20 protein-coding genes are annotated in these 20,810 nt (G+C 44.5%); 8 read left to right on the top strand and 12 right to left on the bottom strand.

Going from position 1 to position 20,810, the window contains the following annotated elements; all coding sequences use genetic code 11:
• Nucleotides 1-9: 9 nt before the first annotated feature.
• From L3V32_RS12310 to malK, 4 genes are all read right to left on the bottom strand, one after another.
• Complete coding sequence (locus L3V32_RS12310; protein WP_225311846.1) at nucleotides 10-522, bottom strand: polysaccharide biosynthesis/export family protein; 513 nt, start codon at nucleotides 520-522, stop codon at nucleotides 10-12.
• A 33-nt stretch (nucleotides 523-555) separates the two neighbouring features.
• A complete protein-coding gene (locus L3V32_RS12305; RefSeq protein ID WP_237284386.1) occupies nucleotides 556-1,761 on the bottom strand; it encodes an outer membrane beta-barrel protein in 1,206 nt (401 codons plus the stop codon).
• A gap of 10 nt (nucleotides 1,762-1,771) precedes the next feature.
• The gene (locus L3V32_RS12300; RefSeq protein ID WP_048625323.1) at nucleotides 1,772-3,172 is read right to left on the bottom strand and encodes an undecaprenyl-phosphate glucose phosphotransferase; all 1,401 of its coding nucleotides are present in this window, start codon (nucleotides 3,170-3,172) and stop codon (nucleotides 1,772-1,774) included.
• Between the two features lie 423 nt (nucleotides 3,173-3,595).
• A complete protein-coding gene (gene malK, locus L3V32_RS12295; protein WP_005375271.1) occupies nucleotides 3,596-4,714 on the bottom strand; it encodes a maltose/maltodextrin ABC transporter ATP-binding protein MalK in 1,119 nt (372 codons plus the stop codon).
• A 672-nt stretch (nucleotides 4,715-5,386) separates the two neighbouring features.
• Between malK and malE the strand changes: the two genes are divergently transcribed.
• The 3 genes from malE to malG all read left to right on the top strand — a co-directional run bounded on the left by malE (nucleotide 5,387) and on the right by malG (nucleotide 9,122).
• Nucleotides 5,387-6,565, top strand: a complete 1,179-nt coding sequence (malE, locus tag L3V32_RS12290) for a maltose/maltodextrin ABC transporter substrate-binding protein MalE (protein ID WP_005375272.1) — start codon at nucleotides 5,387-5,389, stop codon at nucleotides 6,563-6,565.
• Between the two features lie 79 nt (nucleotides 6,566-6,644).
• Nucleotides 6,645-8,219, top strand: coding sequence for a maltose ABC transporter permease MalF (gene malF / locus L3V32_RS12285; RefSeq protein WP_031780258.1), 1,575 nt, complete (start codon nucleotides 6,645-6,647; stop codon nucleotides 8,217-8,219).
• 12 nt (nucleotides 8,220-8,231) lie between these two features.
• Entirely contained in the window at nucleotides 8,232-9,122 is an 891-nt protein-coding gene (gene malG / locus L3V32_RS12280) for a maltose ABC transporter permease MalG (RefSeq protein ID WP_005375275.1), read from the top strand.
• Between the two features lie 362 nt (nucleotides 9,123-9,484).
• On the opposite strand, the gene L3V32_RS12275 is transcribed toward malG, so the two are convergent.
• The 3 genes from L3V32_RS12275 to L3V32_RS12265 form a co-directional block, all read right to left on the bottom strand.
• Nucleotides 9,485-9,730 carry a hypothetical protein gene (locus tag L3V32_RS12275; protein ID WP_005375277.1) on the bottom strand — a complete coding sequence of 82 codons (246 nt, stop codon included), beginning with the start codon at nucleotides 9,728-9,730 and terminating at the stop codon, nucleotides 9,485-9,487.
• Between the two features lie 171 nt (nucleotides 9,731-9,901).
• Nucleotides 9,902-10,387 (bottom strand): acyl-CoA thioesterase, encoded by a 486-nt coding sequence (locus L3V32_RS12270; RefSeq protein WP_005392490.1) that lies wholly within the window; start codon nucleotides 10,385-10,387, stop codon nucleotides 9,902-9,904.
• A 145-nt stretch (nucleotides 10,388-10,532) separates the two neighbouring features.
• Nucleotides 10,533-11,438 (bottom strand): DMT family transporter, encoded by a 906-nt coding sequence (locus tag L3V32_RS12265; RefSeq protein WP_005392491.1) that lies wholly within the window; start codon nucleotides 11,436-11,438, stop codon nucleotides 10,533-10,535.
• A gap of 98 nt (nucleotides 11,439-11,536) precedes the next feature.
• On the opposite strand from L3V32_RS12265, the gene L3V32_RS12260 reads away from it, so the two are divergent.
• Complete coding sequence (locus L3V32_RS12260) at nucleotides 11,537-12,325, top strand: helix-turn-helix domain-containing protein (protein WP_048625321.1); 789 nt, start codon at nucleotides 11,537-11,539, stop codon at nucleotides 12,323-12,325.
• Here L3V32_RS12260 and L3V32_RS12255 read toward each other — a convergent pair.
• The gene (locus L3V32_RS12255) at nucleotides 12,320-13,237 is read right to left on the bottom strand and encodes a M14 family metallocarboxypeptidase (protein WP_237284385.1); all 918 of its coding nucleotides are present in this window, start codon (nucleotides 13,235-13,237) and stop codon (nucleotides 12,320-12,322) included. The two genes, L3V32_RS12260 and L3V32_RS12255, sit on opposite strands and share 6 nt — an antisense overlap.
• 173 nt (nucleotides 13,238-13,410) lie before the next feature.
• On the opposite strand from L3V32_RS12255, the gene L3V32_RS12250 reads away from it, so the two are divergent.
• The gene (locus tag L3V32_RS12250; RefSeq protein WP_005392495.1) at nucleotides 13,411-14,316 is read left to right on the top strand and encodes a DUF808 domain-containing protein; all 906 of its coding nucleotides are present in this window, start codon (nucleotides 13,411-13,413) and stop codon (nucleotides 14,314-14,316) included.
• A gap of 98 nt (nucleotides 14,317-14,414) precedes the next feature.
• Here the strand turns inward: L3V32_RS12250 and pyrC are convergent, their stop codons facing one another.
• The gene (gene pyrC / locus L3V32_RS12245) at nucleotides 14,415-15,443 is read right to left on the bottom strand and encodes a dihydroorotase (protein WP_005392496.1); all 1,029 of its coding nucleotides are present in this window, start codon (nucleotides 15,441-15,443) and stop codon (nucleotides 14,415-14,417) included.
• A gap of 155 nt (nucleotides 15,444-15,598) precedes the next feature.
• On the bottom strand, nucleotides 15,599-15,763 hold the full coding sequence (locus L3V32_RS12240; protein ID WP_005375297.1) for a YqaE/Pmp3 family membrane protein: 165 nt from the start codon (nucleotides 15,761-15,763) through the stop codon (nucleotides 15,599-15,601).
• Nucleotides 15,764-16,031: 268 nt separating this feature from the next.
• Here L3V32_RS12240 and L3V32_RS12235 point away from each other — a divergent pair, with 268 nt between their 5' ends.
• A complete protein-coding gene (locus L3V32_RS12235; protein ID WP_237284384.1) occupies nucleotides 16,032-17,849 on the top strand; it encodes a hybrid-cluster NAD(P)-dependent oxidoreductase in 1,818 nt (605 codons plus the stop codon).
• A gap of 82 nt (nucleotides 17,850-17,931) precedes the next feature.
• On the opposite strand, the gene nadE is transcribed toward L3V32_RS12235, so the two are convergent.
• Nucleotides 17,932-18,762, bottom strand: coding sequence for an ammonia-dependent NAD(+) synthetase (nadE, locus tag L3V32_RS12230; protein ID WP_006742205.1), 831 nt, complete (start codon nucleotides 18,760-18,762; stop codon nucleotides 17,932-17,934).
• Nucleotides 18,763-18,939: 177 nt separating this feature from the next.
• Here nadE and L3V32_RS12225 point away from each other — a divergent pair, with 177 nt between their 5' ends.
• Nucleotides 18,940-19,473 (top strand): nicotinate-nicotinamide nucleotide adenylyltransferase, encoded by a 534-nt coding sequence (locus L3V32_RS12225; protein ID WP_104973047.1) that lies wholly within the window; start codon nucleotides 18,940-18,942, stop codon nucleotides 19,471-19,473.
• A 14-nt stretch (nucleotides 19,474-19,487) separates the two neighbouring features.
• Nucleotides 19,488-19,970, top strand: a complete 483-nt coding sequence (locus L3V32_RS12220) for a hypothetical protein (RefSeq protein WP_006742203.1) — start codon at nucleotides 19,488-19,490, stop codon at nucleotides 19,968-19,970.
• 121 nt (nucleotides 19,971-20,091) lie between these two features.
• On the opposite strand, the gene L3V32_RS12215 is transcribed toward L3V32_RS12220, so the two are convergent.
• Complete coding sequence (locus tag L3V32_RS12215; RefSeq protein ID WP_047008435.1) at nucleotides 20,092-20,700, bottom strand: hypothetical protein; 609 nt, start codon at nucleotides 20,698-20,700, stop codon at nucleotides 20,092-20,094.
• Between the last annotated feature and the right edge of the window lie 110 nt (nucleotides 20,701-20,810).

Below are 20,810 nucleotides of genomic sequence, written 5' to 3'. Positions count from 1 at the left end.
CCCTGTCACTTAAAAGAAGCTCTGGTCGATAAATACAATGTCACCAGGCTCAACGTTGCGGTGCATACTGACACCCTCTATCGTTTGACCCGTTTTATGTTTGGTGAGGTTAATGCCTTTGCGTGAGGCTCGGTCGGTCAAGCCTCCAGCTAAAGCGATGGCCTTTTCGATAGTTAATCCTGGTCGATATTCAAATCCACCTGGTTTCCTGACTTCGCCATTGACATAAAACAGACGAAAGTTATTGATAGTGACCATCACTTTTGGGTTGATGAGATAATCGCCTTTTAAACCCGTTTCTATTTCGTACTTGAGTTGTTTCGGTGTTTTTTTGATTGCTTTGATTCGGCCAAGGTAGGGGTAATCAAAATAGCCATCTGACGTTATTAGAATATTTTTAATCGTAAGGTCTTCTTCACCATAGACCTGCACGGAAATGGTATCGCCCGTGTCGAGTAAGTAATCTTCTTTGCTTGAGTCAGCGTTGACCAAGGTGCTAAATAGCAATAACGCGACGCTCATGAATGTGATGAATGACTTCATTAATAATCCTTGTTACAGAGAAAACTGTGCGCTTAAAGTCCAAATGTTTTGTTCAAAGCTATAACCTGGTCGGTTAGAGGTTTTATCTTGGTATTGCCAATCGGCTTGCAGCTGTATCCAACGTTTGATCTGATAATCGATACCAAAAGATAGAGTGTAGCGATCGTCGTTTCTGGTGATCCCCGTGTAATCATCTTGTTGATAAATAGCACCTAAGCGAGTTGCAAGGTAACTATTCCAATCGTGCTTGAGGTTCAGTCGATAACGAGTTTGTAGGTTGTAATCGCCATCTTGATCTGGGTTAACTGCCGCTTGAGTGGTTTTCACGCTGACTAGAGTTTGTTCTTGAGGTAGCCATTCAAAGCCGATATCCCAACTAAAGCCTTTAAATGTCTCTCGTTGAGCGCTGTCAAAATCTTTGATTTGATAACCGAGTCGAGCGATGCCTTTGGTTTTTCCTGTGACTTCCCATTCGGCACCGGTGTAATAGAAACTGGTGTTGTTATCTTTGGATGGTTGCGAAGAATTTCGGTGCTGATAGTCGGTTACTATTTGTTTTGTCCCAACCAACCAATAGGTTCTTGGCGTCGCCCTTAAATAGAATTCCAAGTGTGCATTGGGAGCTCGAAAATCGTTGTATTTCGTTTTAGCGTTTGGGCGCCCAGGTAATCCGTCACGGTAGTTTTGATAGGTTTTATCACTGTAGCCTAAACCGAATTCGAGTCTGCCTTTTGCACCGTTAGAGCCAAAGACATAATTGGTTTTGATATCGTTACGGTTGAACTCAATTGGTGAGTCTATTGCGCTACCATTACCTTCGGTAATGTCTTCCCCTCTAATTTCATGCTGGGCGCGAAAACGATAATCAACCACTAAACGATGACGATGATTGAACTCAAAAAAGTTGGAAAACTGAAAGGTATGATCGTCGAAGTCGTTGCGGTCATCGGATGAAAAACCTGCTTTCAACTTGTATAAAATATCTGCGCGATAGCGATTCCTTTCTATACGTGCTAATAAGCTTGGCTCTATACCCCAAATATTGACCGATTCTACATTGCCGGATTCTTCCGCTTTGTTGATGTTGTCATCGCCCTCGTAGAAAGTTTTTACGAGGGGAATAAACTCAATGCCAGACTCGGTTTGGTAAGCCATCGGTTCTGCGAGTAGGCCAGTTGAAAACAGACTCAATGCTATTGCCATCGTCAGTTTCTTCATAATCTCAACCTTAGTAAGCGTTAGCACCAGTGAACCCTTTGAAAACGGTCATGAAGATGATTTTGATGTCCATCCAAACCGACCAGTGGTGGATGTAATCCAAATCAAATTCGACTCTCTTTTCCATTTTTTCTAAGGTGTCTGTTTCGCCGCGATAGCCATTAATTTGCGCCCAGCCAGTAATGCCTGGTTTTACTTTGTGACGTAGCATGTAGCGGTCAACAATCTGGCGATACTCTTCATTGTGCGCCACGGCGTGAGGGCGTGGACCAACAATAGACATGGTCCCTTGCAGTACATTGATAAATTGAGGCAGTTCGTCCAAAGAGGTGCGACGCAGAAAACCACCAAAAGGCGTAATGCGTGGGTCGTTCTTTGTCGCCTGTTTCACGTGAGGGCCTTGATCCATAGTGGTCATTGAACGGAATTTCCAGACTTCAATCTTGCGTCCATCGAGGCCGTAACGATGCTGTTTAAAAATGACCGGACCTTTAGAGGTCAGCTTAATGCCAATCGCAATGGCGAGCAGGACTGGAGAGATCAAGGCTAAAATAATGCTCGAAAACAAAATGTCTTCAAACCGTTTTACCCAGGAAGAAATTCCAGCAAATGGCGTATCAAATACGCTGAGCGTTTGAACTTGGCCGATTTGCGCCCAACGAGAATGCAAAAGGTTATAGGTAAAGAAGTCGGGAATCAGATACGTATTTGCGGTGGTGTCTGAGAATTGGTTAAGAAGCGATGCAATACGCTCTTTTGCGTGCATTGGCATTGCGATATAGACGTAATCCACTTCCCCTTTTTTGGCTCGCTCAAGAGCGTGGTCAACTGCCCCTTTAATAGGGTAAGCAGAATTTGGCAATCTGTCGGAAGAACGCTCATCGTAAAAGCCATCAAAAAGCACACCGTGTTCAGTGTGGTTTTGAATTTCGTTAGCAAGGGTAATGCCGTGAGGAGTTTGGCCGATGATTATTGCAGTACGAGTGTTGAATCCTTTTTTTCTTAAATAGGCTAATCCGGTACGGAATGTCACTCGCCATGCCAAAAGTAGAGCGGGCGTAATCGCAAACCACAATGCCAGAATAGTGTTATCAAATAAGTCATAGACTTCCGAAAAATACAGAACAATAAAGATAAGCGCGGAAGTAACTGCCCAGGCCACACAGACAATAATCATCTGCTCTTTAAACGAACTGGTTCGCCAAGAGCGGTACAGATTGCCGCTTTCTGCCATAAAGAGAAAGGAGATGCCTCCAACAAAAGCCAGTATGACGTAATCTTTCCCCATCGCAGTATTCATGTCTTTGAACACTAAAAGCAGCATAAAAGAGACGATGACAGCAAGATCTGAGATGCGATATAAAAAAGCGAACTCCATCTCGTGAGAGCGGATAAGTCCTTTTTGTTTCATGACTCAGTTTCCCTTCTTACACGCTACCGCCCTTGGGTGTCTCCCCCAATTGCCGTGTCGTGAGCGTTATTAGTAGTTGGTGAACAGAGCATTCTGTTGAATGCTTCTAAGTTTTTTGTCACGTGTAATTTCGTTGATAAGTGTAAAAATTTGCGTTGTTGAGGTAAGTGGAAATAAGAATGAAATTTAGACCTTTGGCTAAGTTTGGCGGGTTAGGAAAAAGCTGGTACTTACTCATGAGGGATGAGGAAAAGTATTAAAAATGAAGTATCAGTACAAAGACAATGGTTTATGTAAAGGTAGAAGAAACGGGTGATCTTATGGGTTAACGATTAATGATTTAGTATCGAATTACTTATATTTATTAGGATAAAAAAATCCCTCTCAAGTGAGAGGGATTTATTGTGACTCAGGACGAAAGAATTATTCGACTTCTACGCCGTTTTCTTTGTATAGGCGGCGGCATGCACGACCATCACTGTGGAACAGGTGACAACGGTGTGCTGGAATACCAATCTCGATTTTATCGCCGGTATCGACTGCGAGCGTGTCAGGCTGACGGAAAATAACGTCCGCGTCCGCACCTTCTAGGTTTAGGTATACTTGAGTTTCGTTACCTAGCTTCTCAACAATCATCACTTCACCGTGAATGCTTGCATCAGCTTCAGAAGCGGATAATAGGTGCTCAGGGCGAATGCCTAAAGACATGCGGTCGCCACGGTTAACCGTCGTGCCATCCACTGGAATCCAGAAAGATACGCCATTAGATAGTTGAACTTTGACGCGCTCTGCTTCTACTTCATCAATGAATACGCTCATGAAGTTCATTTTCGGAGAACCGATAAAGCCTGCTACAAAGCGGTTTTGTGGGTAATGGTAAAGCTCAAGCGGCTTACCAACTTGCGATACATAACCGCCGTCTAGTACAACGATTTTATCTGCCATTGTCATTGCTTCTACCTGATCGTGCGTTACGTAGATCATGGTACAACCAAGTTGACGTTGTAGCTTAGTGATTTGCGCACGCATGTTTACACGCAGTGCGGCATCCAAGTTTGATAGTGGTTCATCCAGAAGGAATACATTAGGTTGCGATACCAGTGTTCGACCGATAGCCACACGTTGACGCTGACCACCTGAAAGCGCCTTTGGTTGGCGTTCAAGTAAGTGACCCAGTTGTAGAATTTCTGCAGCCTGTTCAACACGTTTGTCGATTTCTGCTTTGTCTGCTTTTGCTAATTTTAAGCCAAATGACATGTTGTCATATAAGTTAAGGTGTGGGTAAAGAGCGTAAGACTGGAATACCATACCAACACCACGTTTGGATGGTTCGACGTCATTCATGCGCTGGTCACCAATATACAAATCACCTGAAGTAATGTCTTCAAGACCGGCAATACAACGTAAAAGGGTAGATTTACCACAACCTGATGGACCTACGAAAACAACAAATTCACCTTCGTTGATTGTTAGGTCTACGTTCTTAGAAATCAGTACGTCGCCATACGCTTTACAAACATTTTTTAACGTGACACTCGCCATGTAGCTCGTCCTCGATCAATTTTTTATTATTCACCGCTCATCATTATATGAATTATCTAGCGAGCAGTAACAGTAGGAATCGGTAAGTTATTGCGGTTGGTAAGAAAAGTAGGGTAGCACTTCAATAAAATGTCCTGAATAGAAGTGCTACCCATCATAGCCAAGTACGAGTTTCTCTCCCCCACATTATTCGTGTTGTCTCCCCCGTGAAATAATTACCACAAACAACACCAATAATGACATTCCACTCGTCTGGCAATGCAAAACCAGCAAATCTTTTTCCTAATACGTAGGCACTGCTGGGAAAGGGTTCTTACCATCCACTCTTGGATGACTGAAGTTTGTAAGATTGTGCGAGGTGCGACATCCTCCTAATAGAAATAATTGTAGGGGGAGTAGGTAGGGAGGAGTAAAAAAGGAGGAGGAATAAAGCCGTTGGTCGGAAATCACATTATTGCACCACCTAAAGTTGAAACCGATCACAGGAAGTGTCCGTTTTGTGATTTGAGTCTCTTACCCTTGGCGATTTAGATCACGAAAATACGTCATAATTGTAAGGGCGTAGGGATTAGGAGGATGAGACATATTGGATTATTTCAGATGATATATGTCGAAATACGGCTGAACCTCAATGGACTAGCCCTACATCAAAAATATAAAAAGGATACGAACATGAAAAAGTTAAGCGCTGTAGCACTAGGTACTCTTGTTGCTTTGGGTTCTTTTGGTGCTAATGCTGCCATCGAAGAAGGACAACTTACTATCTGGATCAACGGCGACAAAGGTTACAACGGCCTTGCTGAAGTTGGTAAAAAATTCGAAGAAGACACTGGCATTAAAGTGACAGTGGCTCACCCAGATGGCCTTCAAGACAAATTCCCTCAAACTGCAGCGACTGGTGACGGTCCTGACATCGTATTCTGGGCTCACGACCGTTTCGGTGGTTACGCAGAAGCTGGCCTGCTAGCAGAAATTAAACCTTCTAAGAACATTCAAGAAGGTATTGTTGATTTCGCTTGGGATGCAGTACGTTACGACGGCAAATTGATCGGCTACCCAGTTGCGGTTGAGTCTCTATCTCTAATCTACAACAAAGACCTAGTTCCAAACCCACCGAAGTCTTGGGAAGAAGTTGCAGCGCTAGATGCAAAACTTAAAAAAGACGGCAAGTCTGCAATCATGTGGAACCTAAAAGAACCGTACTTCACTTGGCCACTAATGGCTGCTGATGGCGGCTACGCGTTCAAATACACTTCTGAAGGTTACGATGTTAAAGACGCTGGTATCGCGAAAGAAGGCGTTAAAGACGCAATGAGCTTCGTAAAAGGCTTGGTAGACAAAGGCGTAATTTCTGCAGATATGGACTACTCAGTATCTGAGTCTGCATTCAACCAAGGCAAGACAGCGATGACGATCAACGGTCCATGGTCTTGGGGCAACATCGAGAAGTCTGGCGTTAACTACGGCGTGACTACGCTACCTAAGTTCCAAGGTCAATCTTCTAAGCCATTCGTTGGTGTTCTAACGGCTGGTATCAGCACTGCGTCTCCAAACAAAGACCTAGCGGTTGAGTTCATTGAGAACTACCTACTAACAAACGACGGCCTACGTATGGTTAACAACGATAAGCCTCTAGGTGCGGTAGCGCTTAACTCGTTCCAACGTGAACTAGATTCAGATACTCGTATCGCTGCTACTATGGATAACGCGATGAACGGCGAAATTATGCCAAATATCCCTCAAATGAACGCATTCTGGGGCGCGGCTAAGAACGCAATCATCAACGTAGTTGATGGTCGTCAAACTGTCGATGCAGCATTGGCAGACGCAGAAAAACAAATGACTAAATAATTAAGTAAGACCTTTTTAAGGAGGGGGCAACTCCTCCTTACTTTTCTATATTTATTCTATATTCGCTAGCAGGTTCCCTATGCAGTCAGTTCAAGGTACAAATGCTATGACAGCACCAGAAGCCAGCCTTCCGAGCAGCAAAAAAGTGTTCATGAAATGGTCACTTTTAGGCACAGTCGGCATTATCAATGGCTACGCAACAATCCTTATGTATTCACGCGGTGAGATTGCGTTTGCACTACTTACGATCATTCTTACCGCTTTAGCGTTGTTCATCTTTGGTAGTAAAAAGACGTACGCACACCGTTACATCTACCCTGGTATCGCAGGGATGATCCTTTTCATTCTTTTCCCTCTGGCGTACACCATAGGTTTGGCGTTTACCAACTACAGCGCGAAAAACCAACTCTCTTTTGATCGTGCGCAGAGCGTACTTTTGGACAGAACTTATCAAAGTGGTGATAGCTACCCGTTCACTTTATATAAAACGGATCAAGGACATCAGCTTGTGGTTGAAAAAGATGGTGAGCTACTTGCTACGCCCACTTTTCAGCTAGATAGCCTTTCAGCATCGGATCTTGACCTATCGCCAATTGAAGAAGCAACGGGCGAGAAAGAATCAATCAAGACGATTGTTAAGAGCCGTAATACGTTGAGCAGTGTTGATTTGCATCTGCCGAGCGGTGAAGACATCCGCATGAGCGGGTTACGTAAGTTTGCGGCAGTTGTGCCTTTGTACACGCTGCAAGAAGACGGCGAAACGCTTTACAACAACCGTACTGAAGAGACGTTACGTCCAAATATGGAAGTAGGTTACTACCAACCTGTCGACGAAAACGGTCAGTTTGTTGGTAGCACAGTGTCTCCTGGCTTTGTGGTGAACATTGGCACCCACAACTTTGAGCGTGTGTGGAAAGATGATGGCATCAAAGAGCCGTTTATCAGTATCTTTATCTGGACGATTGTGTTCTCGGCACTCACCGTACTATTTACGCTTGTAATTGGTCTTGTTCTAGCAAGTGTTGTTCAGTGGGAAGCATTAAAAGGCCGCTCGGTTTACCGACTCTTACTGATTCTGCCTTATGCGGTACCGGCGTTTATTTCTATCTTGATCTTTAAAGGTTTGTTTAACCAAAGCTTTGGTGAGATCAACATGCTTCTGGAAGGTTTGTTCGGTATTAGTCCAGCTTGGTTCTCAGACCCATTCATGGCGAAAACCATGATTCTGATTGTGAACACGTGGCTTGGTTTCCCTTACATGATGATTCTATGTATGGGTCTACTAAAAGCGATTCCTGATGATTTATATGAAGCGTCAGCAATTGATGGTGCGAACTTTATTACTAACTTTACTCGTATCACGCTACCAATGATGTTGAAGCCGTTAACACCACTGTTGATTGCGAGCTTTGCCTTCAACTTCAACAACTTCGTGCTTATCCAGTTGTTGACAGGCGGTGGTCCAAATATGATTGGTACGTCAGAACCTGCGGGTTACACAGACCTATTGGTAAGTTACACCTACCGAATCGCATTCGAAGGTGCAGGCGGTCAAGACTTCGGTCTAGCAAGTGCAGTAGCAACACTTATCTTCCTATTGGTTGGCGCATTGGCACTTATCAACCTACGCGTAACTAAAGTAGCTCAGGACTAAGGAGAGATTACAATGGCAATGGTACAAGGTAAGTCATTAAAGTATCGTGTTTGGGCTACTCATATTGCGATGTGGGCATTCTTGGCACTGATTATTTTCCCTTTACTGATGATCATCGCGATTTCATTCCGTGAAGGTAACTTTGCAACGGGTAGCCTGATCCCAGACAACCCAACGCTTGATCACTGGAAATTGGCATTAGGTTTCTCGGTGACTAACCCAGACGGTACAGTTACACCGCCACCATTCCCAGTCATGACATGGCTGTGGAACTCAGTAAAAGTGGGGGGTATTTCTGCAATCCTAATCGTGGCGCTATCAACCACATCAGCTTATGCGTTTGCTCGTATGAAGTTCAAAGGTAAGAACACTATCCTAAAAGCGATGATGATCTTCCAAATGTTCCCTGCGGTATTGGCATTGGTTGCTCTATACGCGTTGTTCGACAAATTGGGTCAGTACATCCCATTCCTTGGTCTGAACACGCACGGCGGTCTGATCTTCGCTTATTTAGGTGGTATCGCACTGCACGTTTGGACGATTAAAGGCTACTTCGAAAGTATTGACTCTTCGTTAGAAGAAGCGGCGGCACTGGATGGTGCGACACCATGGCAAGCATTCCGTTTGGTATTGCTTCCATTGTCTGTGCCAATCCTAGCGGTAGTATTCATCTTGTCGTTCATCATGGTAATTGGTGAAGTTCCTGTAGCATCACTACTACTTTCTGATGTAGACTCGTACACACTTGCAGTGGGTATGCAGCAATACCTATATCCACAAAACTACTTGTGGGGTGACTTTGCTGCAGCTGCTGTACTTTCAGCAGTGCCAATCACTGCCGTATTCTTACTTGCTCAACGCTGGTTGGTTGGTGGTCTAACCGCTGGTGGTGTGAAAGGATAATCTCTTGTGGTCTGAGATTGATAAGAATAACTAGAAAAGGGCGACCACATGGTCGCCCTTATACGTAGCACGGATATTACAATTTTGGTTTGGCCGCCGATCAGTAATATCTTGGCTTTTATTGGCGTTACGCATAGCTGGCTGTTAGCTTAGTTCCTTACGATTCAATCACTAACAGTTTTTGTAACCATAACCTGAGTTTAGACTCAGGTTTTTTTATACCTGTTAAATACAGTTGTTCAATAAGCGGATAAAGATTAGCGGCTTTGCAATGGATTACACAGGGCTTGAATAATGCCCTGCGTAGCACTTCACATAAATAACCTGAGTTCAGGTATCAGTAAAATTGAGGTAGGTAAGGATTAAAACTCTCGACTGGAGGGGGCACATCCAACGTATTGAAGCAGTGTGTATAAGCTTTCTTGCTGTAGTGCGACGCGACGAAATAAATTTGCAAAGGTGACATCACCGCCAAAGCAGGTTTGAATGTAATGGTTAATTTCTGTTTCGTTATACCCCTCGACGTACATGGTTCTTACCCACTGGTACTCGACCGCTTTTAAATTGGTCAACGTCTCTTCACTTAAGGTCGTTTCTTTTAGTCTCAAGATCCAAACTCTATCCAACTCCAAAATAGTGGAAAGATTTAAGCAAAGCTAGGTGAAGGATTTATGACAGAGGAGGCCGAGTGTGAAGCAAATGGCAAAACCATGATGTTGCTCCACACTCTGGTTATAAGTAACGTTGAGGTAGTCAATAGCGTTCTTAACGGATGTAGGTTACTTGAGATACTTTACGTGCGCTTCCATCTCTTCCCCGATTTCTTTGCGCATGTTCATAAGGCGGATCGCGGATTGCTCCAAGGCTTTATCTTCATCAGATTCTGGAACCCATTTCGGCACGTCGGTTGGTTTTCCGTTCTCATCTACAGCAACCATAATAACGATACAGTGGGTGGTGAGTCTGTTTTTCATTTGCTTTGGGTCACTGGCTTGCACGTCAATCGCGATGTGCATTGAGCTTCGTCCGGTATAAATGACTTTTGCGCTAACTTCGACTAAGTTGCCGACATGAATCGGCGCAACAAAACGAATACCACCTGCGTATGCAGTAATGCAATATTTGCCACTCCACGCTGCAGAGCAGGCGTAGGCTGCTAAGTCGATCCATTTCATTACGGCGCCGCCGTGCACTTTTCCGCCGAAATTGACGTCACTGGGTTCTGCTAAAAAGCGAAGGGTAATGTCTCTTTGACCACTGCTCATCTGTCTTTCCTTGATGGGTTATTGTTTTCCCAATTTAGCAGCAAGATGAATTTTCGGGAATAGCGAATGAAACAAAATATTAACTTTTATTCGAACGATGAAAACAAAAAGCCACAGCGTAGTTCTGTGGCTTGGGGAACTGGGATTAATTGGCGGTGGAGGCAATCTCAGAATTGGGCAGTGGCTTTCTGTGTCGTATTTTTATTTGCGACAGGATAACGCCAGAGATGACTAACAGCCCACCAATAATGTGGTAAGCGTAAATTTTCTCACCAATCAACGTTGAAGCAAGTACGACAGAAACCACGGGCATTAAGTTCATGAACATGGCACTTGAATCAGCGCCAATTGAATCAATCGCTTTCACCCACATTAACGGCGCAAAAATGGAAGCCGCAATGCCAGCATAGGCGATTAATGGTAGCGCGCCTTGGCTTGGTAACAGTTGCTCACTAGAGAGCCAAAGTGGTGTAAGCATCACAACCGAGAAGAAGCCTTGCATGTAAACCAGAGTCAAACTACTGAAAGGCATCTTCCAGCGTTTTAGCAGCACGCAATAAGCCGCGTATACCATAGCTGCAATCAGCATAAGGCTATCACCTTGGGTCATGTCTTGATGTAAAAAGTAGGTGATATCACCATGACCAAGCATAAACGCCAAGCCGCCGAGCGAAATCACACCACCGACGATACTTAACATTGATACAGACTTGCCTAATAGAGGAACACTTAAAAACACACTGATCAAAGGAACCAAAGAGGTAATCAGTGCCATGTTGGAAGCCGTTGTCGTTAAACCAGCGTAGTAGCCAAGTGATTGGTTGAGCACCATGCCAAGTAACGCAAGAAATGCCAGCTTAGTTAAGTAAGGTCGAATAATGTGTCGTTGTTTGATGATCGCAGGCAGACAAAATGGAGTTAGAAGTACCATTGCGACAAACCAACGATAGAAACTCATCGCACTTGGTTCAATGGCGCTTGCTGCCATCTTATTCACAATTGAGTTACCACCCCAAATCATAACGGTGAAAAACGGAAGTAAATAAATCATGAGAACCCTATAGCACAATTATTGATGGCGCTAGTCTGGCAGGTCTTTATAATAAAAAGTATCTCTTAAAAGACATCGTAAGCGATAGGAAGACAATTTTGAAAAAGAGCGCCAGAAATCTTCATCCCTCATTATCAATCGACCGCGCACCATCGGATGTATTTATGAATTTTGAAGCCTTTCTCTCTAATACAGAAACGCGAATTCATAGCCATCCTTGGGGGCAAGTGCAGCTGATCAGCGGTGGGATCCTAGAGATGGATGCAGAAGATACAAGATTTCTAGCGCCTCCGCATCTTGCAATTTGGGTTCCTGCTGGTATCCGTCATACTAGTTACAACCGTAAACCTATCGAATATTGTTCTTTGAACATTGCCCCTGAATTGACGGCGCACTTTCCTACCAAAACGAGTCTGATCAAAGTGACTCCAATCGTGTCGTCCATTATTGAGGACTTTCGTCAACGAGATATTAACGTGGCGCAAAGTGATGAAGACAAGCGCTTGGTACAGGTGTTATTGGACCAGCTCGCAAAGCAAGAAGTGGAACACCACTTTTTACCAACGACCGATAACAAGTATCTTGAACCGATTTTAAAAGCAGTAGAAGAATCGCCGACGGATGAGATCAGTTTGGCAGAATGGGCAGAAAAAGTGCATACCACTGAACGCACGTTAGCGAGACACTGCCAGAGTGAGTTGGGCATGAGCTTTACTGAGTGGCGTTTACGTGTACGCTATTTGCATTCTATGGAGTTGCTGCGTAAAGGGCAGACCGTGAAAGAAGTCGCGCTAACGTTAGGTTATAACCAAGCCAGCCCTTTTATCGCGATGTTCAAGAAATACTCCGGCATGACACCGGAGCAATATAAGAACCGCTTATTATAACTGAGCCAGAACGTAATTCAGACCACCGACCACGGCTGCAACTTGCGCATCGTTGCACTCTTCGTCGGTCACCGTTGGGCTGTCTGGGTACACTTCCGTTGTCGTGCCGTAAACGCAATTTGTTACGCCGCCACACAGACCCAGCTTCACCATTGGGTAGTTGATAACGCCAAACTGTACGACTGGTGAACCAATGATTTCGCCATTTTCATCTGCAGGTGCAATGTGAGTCACTTTCGCAACCGATTCAATCACCGCTTTTTGAAACTCGGGTTGAGGGTTTTCACTATCTCCAACTGTGTAAAAACCGTCTGGGATCATGCCCTCGATGTACTCAATGCCATCACGAGCGGCAAGCGCAGGACGGAACTCTGTTTCATCGGAGTCTGTCGTCTCGTGCAAATCAATGTGCATTAATACATCGCCTAATGTCGCAACGAGCTTCATGAGGTTAGCGGACTCTTCGGCAGGACTATCCTTATAGAAAGAGCGGTTTGGATCAATCGCGTTTGGATTCCAGCGGTTGATCACCTCGTAACCCCAAGGGCTCACGCAAGGTGCAACGACAATATTGAAATGCTCTGCGTAGCGCTCTGCTTCTGTTTCTACAAACTTTAAAGCGCCATGTACACCGCTGGTTTCGTAACCGTGCACGCCGCCTGTGACCAATACAACAGGCTTCGTTGAATCCCAATTGCGTGTTTTGACACAAAACAGAGGGAAACGTGCCTCGTTGTATGAGAGCGCACCATATTGTTCAACATCAAAACGCTCGCGTAGAGCATCGATTTTACTGACGACTTCATCTTGGTAGCTACGTTTTACTTCTTGCGTTGCTAACCAGGTTTTACGTTCTTCTTCGCTCCAAGGTTGGCCAGGGGTACCGATTGGGTAAATGTATCCACTTTTCATCTATACTTTTTCTTTTGACTGCTGAAAGGTACCACAAGACTAGACCTGTCTTATCTTAACGGCAATATAAAACACCATTTGGGATAGTATTCTTTGCAAAATCATCACTTTGATGAGTGATTTATTGGTGTTACATTTTGTTACTTACTCAATTTCATATAAGAGACAAAAAAATGGCTGGAGCAAGTTTACTCACACTGTTGGATGATATTGCCACGGTACTCGACGATGTCGCCTTAATGTCGAAAATGGCGGCAAAGAAAACCGCAGGTGTGTTGGGTGATGACCTAGCGTTAAACGCTCAACAAGTGTCTGGTGTTGCATCTGAGCGAGAAATTCCAGTGGTTTGGGCGGTTGCAAAAGGCTCATTCAAAAATAAATTGATTTTAGTTCCTTCTGCTTTACTCATTAGCGCCATTATTCCATGGCTTATCATGCCATTATTGCTAATTGGCGGCTTGTTTCTCTGCTTTGAAGGGGCAGAAAAGGTGCTTGAGAAAGTATTCCCTCACTCCCATCCGCACGAAGAAAAAGAAGAGTTAGTTAATACTGGCGAGTCGATAGAAGAGTATGAAAAACGCAAAGTTGCTGGTGCGATTCGAACGGACTTTATTCTTTCAGCGGAAATCATTGTGATTGCGTTGGGTACCGTGACTGGGGCGAGCCTTGTGACGCAAATCTTAGTGGTGAGCTTAATTGCAGTCATCATGACCATTGGTGTTTATGGCTTAGTAGCAGGCATCGTGAAATTGGATGACTTGGGCTTCTACCTTGAAATTCGCTCAAAAGGTAAGGGCTGGATGGCGAAAGTCGGCAGTGCTTTAGTTGCTTTTGCACCAAAGCTGATGAAGTTGTTAACGATTGTGGGAACTGCCGCGATGTTTTTAGTCGGCGGGGGGATTGTAGTGCACAACGTACCTGCCATTCATCACTTTGTAGAGCCGATTATTATGAACTTTAGTGGTCATTCGGTTGCTACAGCGATTCTGCCTATTTTGCTTAACGGCATTATCGGCTTTGTGGCGGGGTTGATTGTGGTTGCTGTGTGGGCTGCTGTAGAAAAAATTCGCGGCCACTAGTAATCACAGCCCAAAGCAAGACAAGAACAACAAGGGTCATGACTTCTTTTCACAGAAAGGCATGACCCTCTTTTATGGATGGAACGTCAGTAAAGTGGTTACTTCACTTTCCACTCAATTTGTTCATTTGCTCGAATAGGCACAACGATATCATTGCCAAATGGCATCGTTTCCGGCACATCCCAAGCGGATTTTTCTAACGTTACCGTATCTGTGTTGCGCGCAATGCCGTAAAAATCAGGACCATTGAAGCTTGAAAACGCTTCCAAGTTTTCCAGCTTGCCTTCATTCTCGAATACTTCTGCATAAAGCTCTAGCGCTGCGTGTGCAGTGTAAGAACCAGCACAACCGCAAGCGGACTCTTTTGCCCCTTTCGCATGTGGTGCCGAGTCTGTACCTAGGAAAAACTTCTTGCTACCACTAGTTGCTGCTTCGATCAGCGCTTGCTGGTGGGTGCTGCGCTTAAGAATTGGCAAACAGTAGAAATGAGGTTTAATACCACCCACAAGCATATGGTTACGGTTGAAAAGAAGATGGTGAGCAGTGATGGTAGCAGCTACGTTATCTGAGGCGTTATTAACGAAGTTTGCTGCGTCGGCGGTAGTGATGTGTTCTAGAACGATTTTAAGATTAGGGAAGTCATTGACGATAGGAGCGAGGACAGTATCAAGGAATTCTTTCTCTCGGTCGAAGATATCAACATCGTGATGTGTTACTTCGCCATGAACCAGAAGTAACATTCCGACTTCTTCCATTGCTTCGAGAACGTGGTAAATGTTCTTCGCATTGGTCACACCGGAATCTGAGTTTGTGGTAGCGCCTGCAGGATAAAGCTTGGCAGCAACAATGTTTCCGGTGGCTTTAGCCTTACGTATTTCATCTGGTGTGGTGTTGTCTGTGAGGTAAAGCGCCATCAAAGGTTCAAACTGTTCGCCATGTTGCTCTTTTAGAATTCGGTCACGGTAGGCTAGGGCGAGCTCGGTTGTAGTAACTGGTGGGACGGTATTTGGCATGATCAGCGCACGGCCATTGTAGCGGCTGATGTCGCGAACGGTGTCTTTAAGAACTTCCCCATCGCGTAAGTGAACGTGCCAGTCGTCAGGACGAGTGATTGTCAGTGTTGTCATTAATTGCTCCCACCATTGAAAAGTTGTCTGATTGGAGCCCAAGCGCCGTATTTGCTTTTGAGCAAACGCTTGCGCTTAGGCGACAGGATGATAGAGGAATTGCCCTCACATTTCATCCCATTTTTCACTTTTCTACAGAGTGAGAGTGTAAGTGGTTACTTCATTGTTAACCAAAGCGCGTGGATCGTACCTGGTAGAAAGAAGAAACACGTCAATATTAGGTTAATCAAAAAGTCTTTATTTAGACCTTTCTCCATAAACACCGCGACAGGCGGAAGAAAGATACATAACAAAATCAGAACCAGTTTTCTTGTATCCATAATTAAGCTCCAAATCAATAAATGGGGGCAGTGATAACTCAAATGAATTATGTGTGCCGTATCACACTTTATCAAACGGTATTTGGTCAGAACGATGTTAAAAAACGCGAATGTTGAGTGTAGTAAATACTTGTCGCTCAAACCAAATTTACGAGAATAACATTCAGAAAAAATTGAGTTGGATGAAGCGGCAATAGACTCTGCAACTTAATGTGATTTGGGTATACAATACTGCAACAAATAAAAAACACCCTGTAGGAAGAAGGCTATGTCGCAACCCATTTTGTCCCAAATTAATGTTTTTCCGGTTAAGTCAGTTGGCGGATTATCGCTGTCGTCAGTATGGGTTGAGAAGCAAGGATTGAGCTTCGATCGTCGTTTTATGATTGCGAAAGCTGATGGCGCTATGATTACCGCGAGAAAGTATCCGCAAATGGTAACCATTAAGTCCGCCTTATTATCCGATGGGGTTGTGTTTAGCAGTTTGGGGATGGAGCCGCTTAAAATCCGTTATCAAGACTTTAAAATGCAGGAAACGCCAGCAACAGTTTGGAAAGACACGTTTACTGCATATACCACCACAGATGATGCAGATGATTGGTTTAGTCGTGTATTGGGTCAACGTGTTGAGTTGTTGTTTAGTGGTGAGCAATCGAATCGTGTTCGCGAAAAGCTAGGACAAAACGTTAGCTTTGCCGATGGTTATCCGGTGTTAGTGATTAGCCAGGCTTCCCTTGATGAACTGAACCGAAGAAGCTCTGAGCAACACTCTATGGATCAGTTCCGTACTAACTTAGTGGTCTCTGATACCAAGCCGTTTGAAGAAGATTCATGGAAGCGCATACGAATCGGTGAGGTAGAGTTTGAGTCTCTCAAACCTTGCGAGCGCTGTATCCTGACTACGGTGAATACCCAAAGAGGCACATTCCGTGAGAGCAAAGAGCCGCTCAAGACCTTGCAACAGTTCCGTGCAAACGATGTCGGTGGTGTGTTCTTTGGTCAGAATCTTGTCGCGCGAAATGAGGGCATTATTCGTCAAGGCGATAAAGTTGAAGTAGTGGAGTACAAAGAGCCGGAGTTTTACGCGGATAACTCGCCAGTGCGCATGACGTTAACATGTGTTGAGCGTGAGGAAATCGCCCAAGACTTCGTGACCTTATGGTTAGAACCAAACAAAGGTTCTTTGCCTAATTACTTGCCAGGACAACACCTGCCAATAGAGGTGAATATTGATGGTAAGAAAGTGGGTCGACGCTATACCTTATCATCCAGTCCGTCTCGTCCGGGTCGCTATGCTATTTCTGTTAAGCGTATTGCAGGTGGAAGAGTCTCTAATTCGCTCTTAGACAACTTACAAGTCGGTGATGTTTTAGAGGCAGAACAACCTGATGGCCAGTTCCACCTAAAAACTCATGAAGCGCAGCCTCTATTGTTACTCTCTGCAGGCAGTGGAGTAACACCAATGCTATCGATGGTACGTTTCTTAGCGGATCACAATCAGTTGGAGAACGTGGTTTTCTACCATCAATGTCGTACCGAAAATGATATTCCTTGTCGCTCAGAGTTGGAGCAGTTAAAGCGTGAGCACCCAGGGTTAGAAGTAAAAGTCTGTTTAACGCAACCTGCCGTTGATTGGTTTGGGTTAAAAGGGCGTTTAAGTTTGTCACACATTAAGCAAATCAAAGATGTTGAACAGCGCCAAGTGTTTGTGTGTGGTCCTGATGGTTTTATGGAGAAAGCGAAAAATCTCCTACTAAGAAAAGGGCTGCCAGAAGAAAACTACCATCAAGAAGCGTTTGGCGTATCTTCAGTCACTTCAAGACCAGAGAAGAGCATAGCGATCGATTTCAATGGGACGAAAGTTGTAGGGAATAATCAGAAAACGTTGTTAGATCAGCTTGAAGACGCAGGGAAGGTTGTTAGCAATAGCTGTCGTGCTGGCTTATGCGGCGCGTGTAAGGTTCAGCTTACGTCGGGTCAAGTACATCATCCGGACGTGCCTGCGTTGACAGATGAGGAACGTGCGATGGGAACCGTATTGGCGTGTTGTGCTGTTCCAGAGACGGACGTGACGGTAACAAACTAATCGAGAAGGCTCCCCGGTTCTCAATAAAAACGCTGCTAACTTTAGCAGCGTTTTGAGTTTAAAAGTGAACGGAAAATATCGCTTAGTCGTAAATCGTTGGGATTGGCTGACGTTTGTGCTGCGTTGCTTTGTAAATCGCTACCAGACGATCACTCACTTGCTGTGGAACGGGTTTGCCTTCTAAGAAGTCATCGATCTGTTCATAAGTTAAATTCAGAGCATCTTCATCTGCTTTTTGCGGCTCTAGTTCTTCTAGATCTGCCGTTGGTACTTTCTTAACAAGTAGTTCTGGTGCGCCTAATGTTGCAGCCAACTCGCGGACTTGACGCTTGCTTAAACCAAATAGAGGGGCAAGGTCGCACGCGCCGTCACCAAACTTAGTGTAAAAACCGGTGATGTTCTCTGCTGAGTGGTCTGTTCCCAATACTAAGCCGCCAACGTAACCAGCGATTTCATATTGTGCAATCATACGAGCTCGCGCTTTTACGTTACCTTTTACGAAATCAATTTTGTCGGCTTCAGTCGGAAGCAGGCCCGTCCCTTGCAACGCGGTATCAGTCGCCGCATGCAAACCGTCAACACCATCTTTAATGTTCACAGACACAGAGTGTGTTGGCTTGATGAAAGAGAGTGCCAGTTGCGCTTCATCTTCATCTTTTTGCTCACCGTAAGGCAGACGTACTGCGATAAACTGATATTTGTCAGTACCAGATTCCGCATTCAATTGTTCTACTGCAAGCTGGGCAAGGCGACCTAACGTGGTTGAGTCAACACCGCCACTAATGCCAAGCACGAGTGACTTACAACCTGCTTCTTGTAGCTTACGCTTAATAAAAGCAATACGGCGTTCAATTTCAAAATGCGGATCAATTGAAGGGAGTACACGCATTTCATCACGGATGGATTGTTCCATTTAGGGTTCCTTTTCCTGCAAATATTTCAGACACCAAAGCCCGCTTGCTCAAATGGTGATAAACCATGCAATTGAGACTGATAAACACGACTTTAGGGTCAAAAGCTGTAAAGATTAGTAGTATCATACCGAAATCATCAGATTAGAAAACTCTCTTCAACCAGGTAATCACCGGATATGAAAAAAATCGCCATTTTTGGTAGTGCATTTAACCCACCTAGTTTAGGGCATAAAAGTGTTATTGAGTCATTGAGCCACTTTGACCTTGTGCTACTTGAACCTAGCATTGCACACGCTTGGGGCAAGAATATGCTCGATTACCCAACTCGGTGCAAAATGGTTGATGCATTCATCAAAGATATGGGGCTTTCTAATGTTCAGCGTTCTGATGCAGAGCAAGCTTTATACCAACCCGGACAAAGTGTGACAACCTATGCGTTGTTAGAAAAAATTCAAGAAATCTACCCAACAGCCGATATAACTTTTGTCATAGGTCCTGATAATTTCTTCAAATTTGCTAAATTTAGTAGAGCAGACGAGATTATGGAACGTTGGACTGTTATGGCGTGCCCTGAAAAAGTAAAAGTCAGAAGCACGGATATACGTAACGCATTGGTTACGGGTGAAGACATAAACGCCTACACAACCCCGTCCGTTTGTGAATTGTTGCTTAACGAAGGCTTATACAAAGAAACATTATCTGGGAACTGAGAGGTCAGATTTTCATGGTCAGATTAGCCGTATTTAGTGCATGTGCGCTGCTTGTGGTCACACAAGCTCATTCTGCGTGTAACTATTTTTCTGATCGTTCTGTTGTGTTTGAAGATAACACCCTTCCTATCTGTGAAGAAATTTTAGATTCCATTGGCGTATTAAGTACGGATGCGTTGATTTGGTATGCTGCGGAAGCGAAATTCGAAGGGCCAACAGAAAACTATTGGGAAGAGTGGGCGATTAAGCCGGAAGACACACCACTCCTAACCCAGAATCTAGAAAAGAATTATTTTGGGCTTGGTTTTTGGATGCCGGAAGAGCTCCGAGACGAAGAGAGCAAAATGGACACAGAAGAGTGGCTCCGTAGTCATGGCCTGATGTTCAGCGTGGGTTTTGGTGATAAATCCGACGGACAGCCGAGAATGCGATTTGATTATCGTTGGCACGAATATTACGACGCTGACTGGATGATGCAGATAGAAGTTCCCTTCTAGTCACCTTGAGCGAACATAAAAAGGGCGTACATCATCCATGTACGCCCTTTTTATTTGAGTCTCTATTCTCTGCGCGCATCACTTTGCGTAATACTGAAAAGATGGCTCGTTAGAGTGCGACTTATAGCGCTTCTCCAAAGACCAAAAAGCAAAGTTGCTCATATTCTTCTGTGTTACCCGCAAAAAGCGTATCGACAATCTGCTCTTCTTTCTTGCCCGATAGCTTCATTTTTCTTGCTTCACGGAGTGTGAGTACCAAGCACAGCTCTTTAGATATGTCCATGTCACAACCAGGCGTCCACTGATTGATGGTTTTTGTTAACGTTGAGTGCGCTAGTTTAGGAGAGAGAGTCAATACTTCATGTCTTACTACCGTCAGCAGATCGGTTTGCAGATCTGAGCGCTCGGCTGTTGTTGCTAGTTTCTCGACGAGGGCTTTTAGCAGCGGTGAAGGTTTCACAAACCCTGCTTGTTGTGAGAAGTCATCATTTAAACGCACAGAAAAATCACAACGATATACACGAGAATTAGGTAAAAAGGTGAGGGAGCTCAAACATCCTTGAGGAATCCAAAAATATTGGCCTGGTTCAATGGCATACTCCTGCTTACCCAATTTAATGACGGCTAACCCTTCGACGACAGACAGCAGACTGTGCTTCAGTGCTTTTTTGCGCGCAGCTACTTCAAGAAAGGGGTATTTAGCGTCGTGAAATTCAATTGCGTAGTTCATTATGAGTACCAGTGTTTTTTGGCGCTAAGGGTAACGTTAAACCTATACGATTCCAACCAGCTGAGAGAATTTTTTAGCATGAGAAATTGTAGCCTAACTGGTATGACCAT

This window comes from Vibrio sp. J2-4 (assembly GCF_021728155.1).
Taxonomy (GTDB): Bacteria; Pseudomonadota; Gammaproteobacteria; order Enterobacterales; family Vibrionaceae; genus Vibrio; species Vibrio diabolicus.
This window is presented reverse-complemented; position numbering and strand designations above follow the sequence as displayed.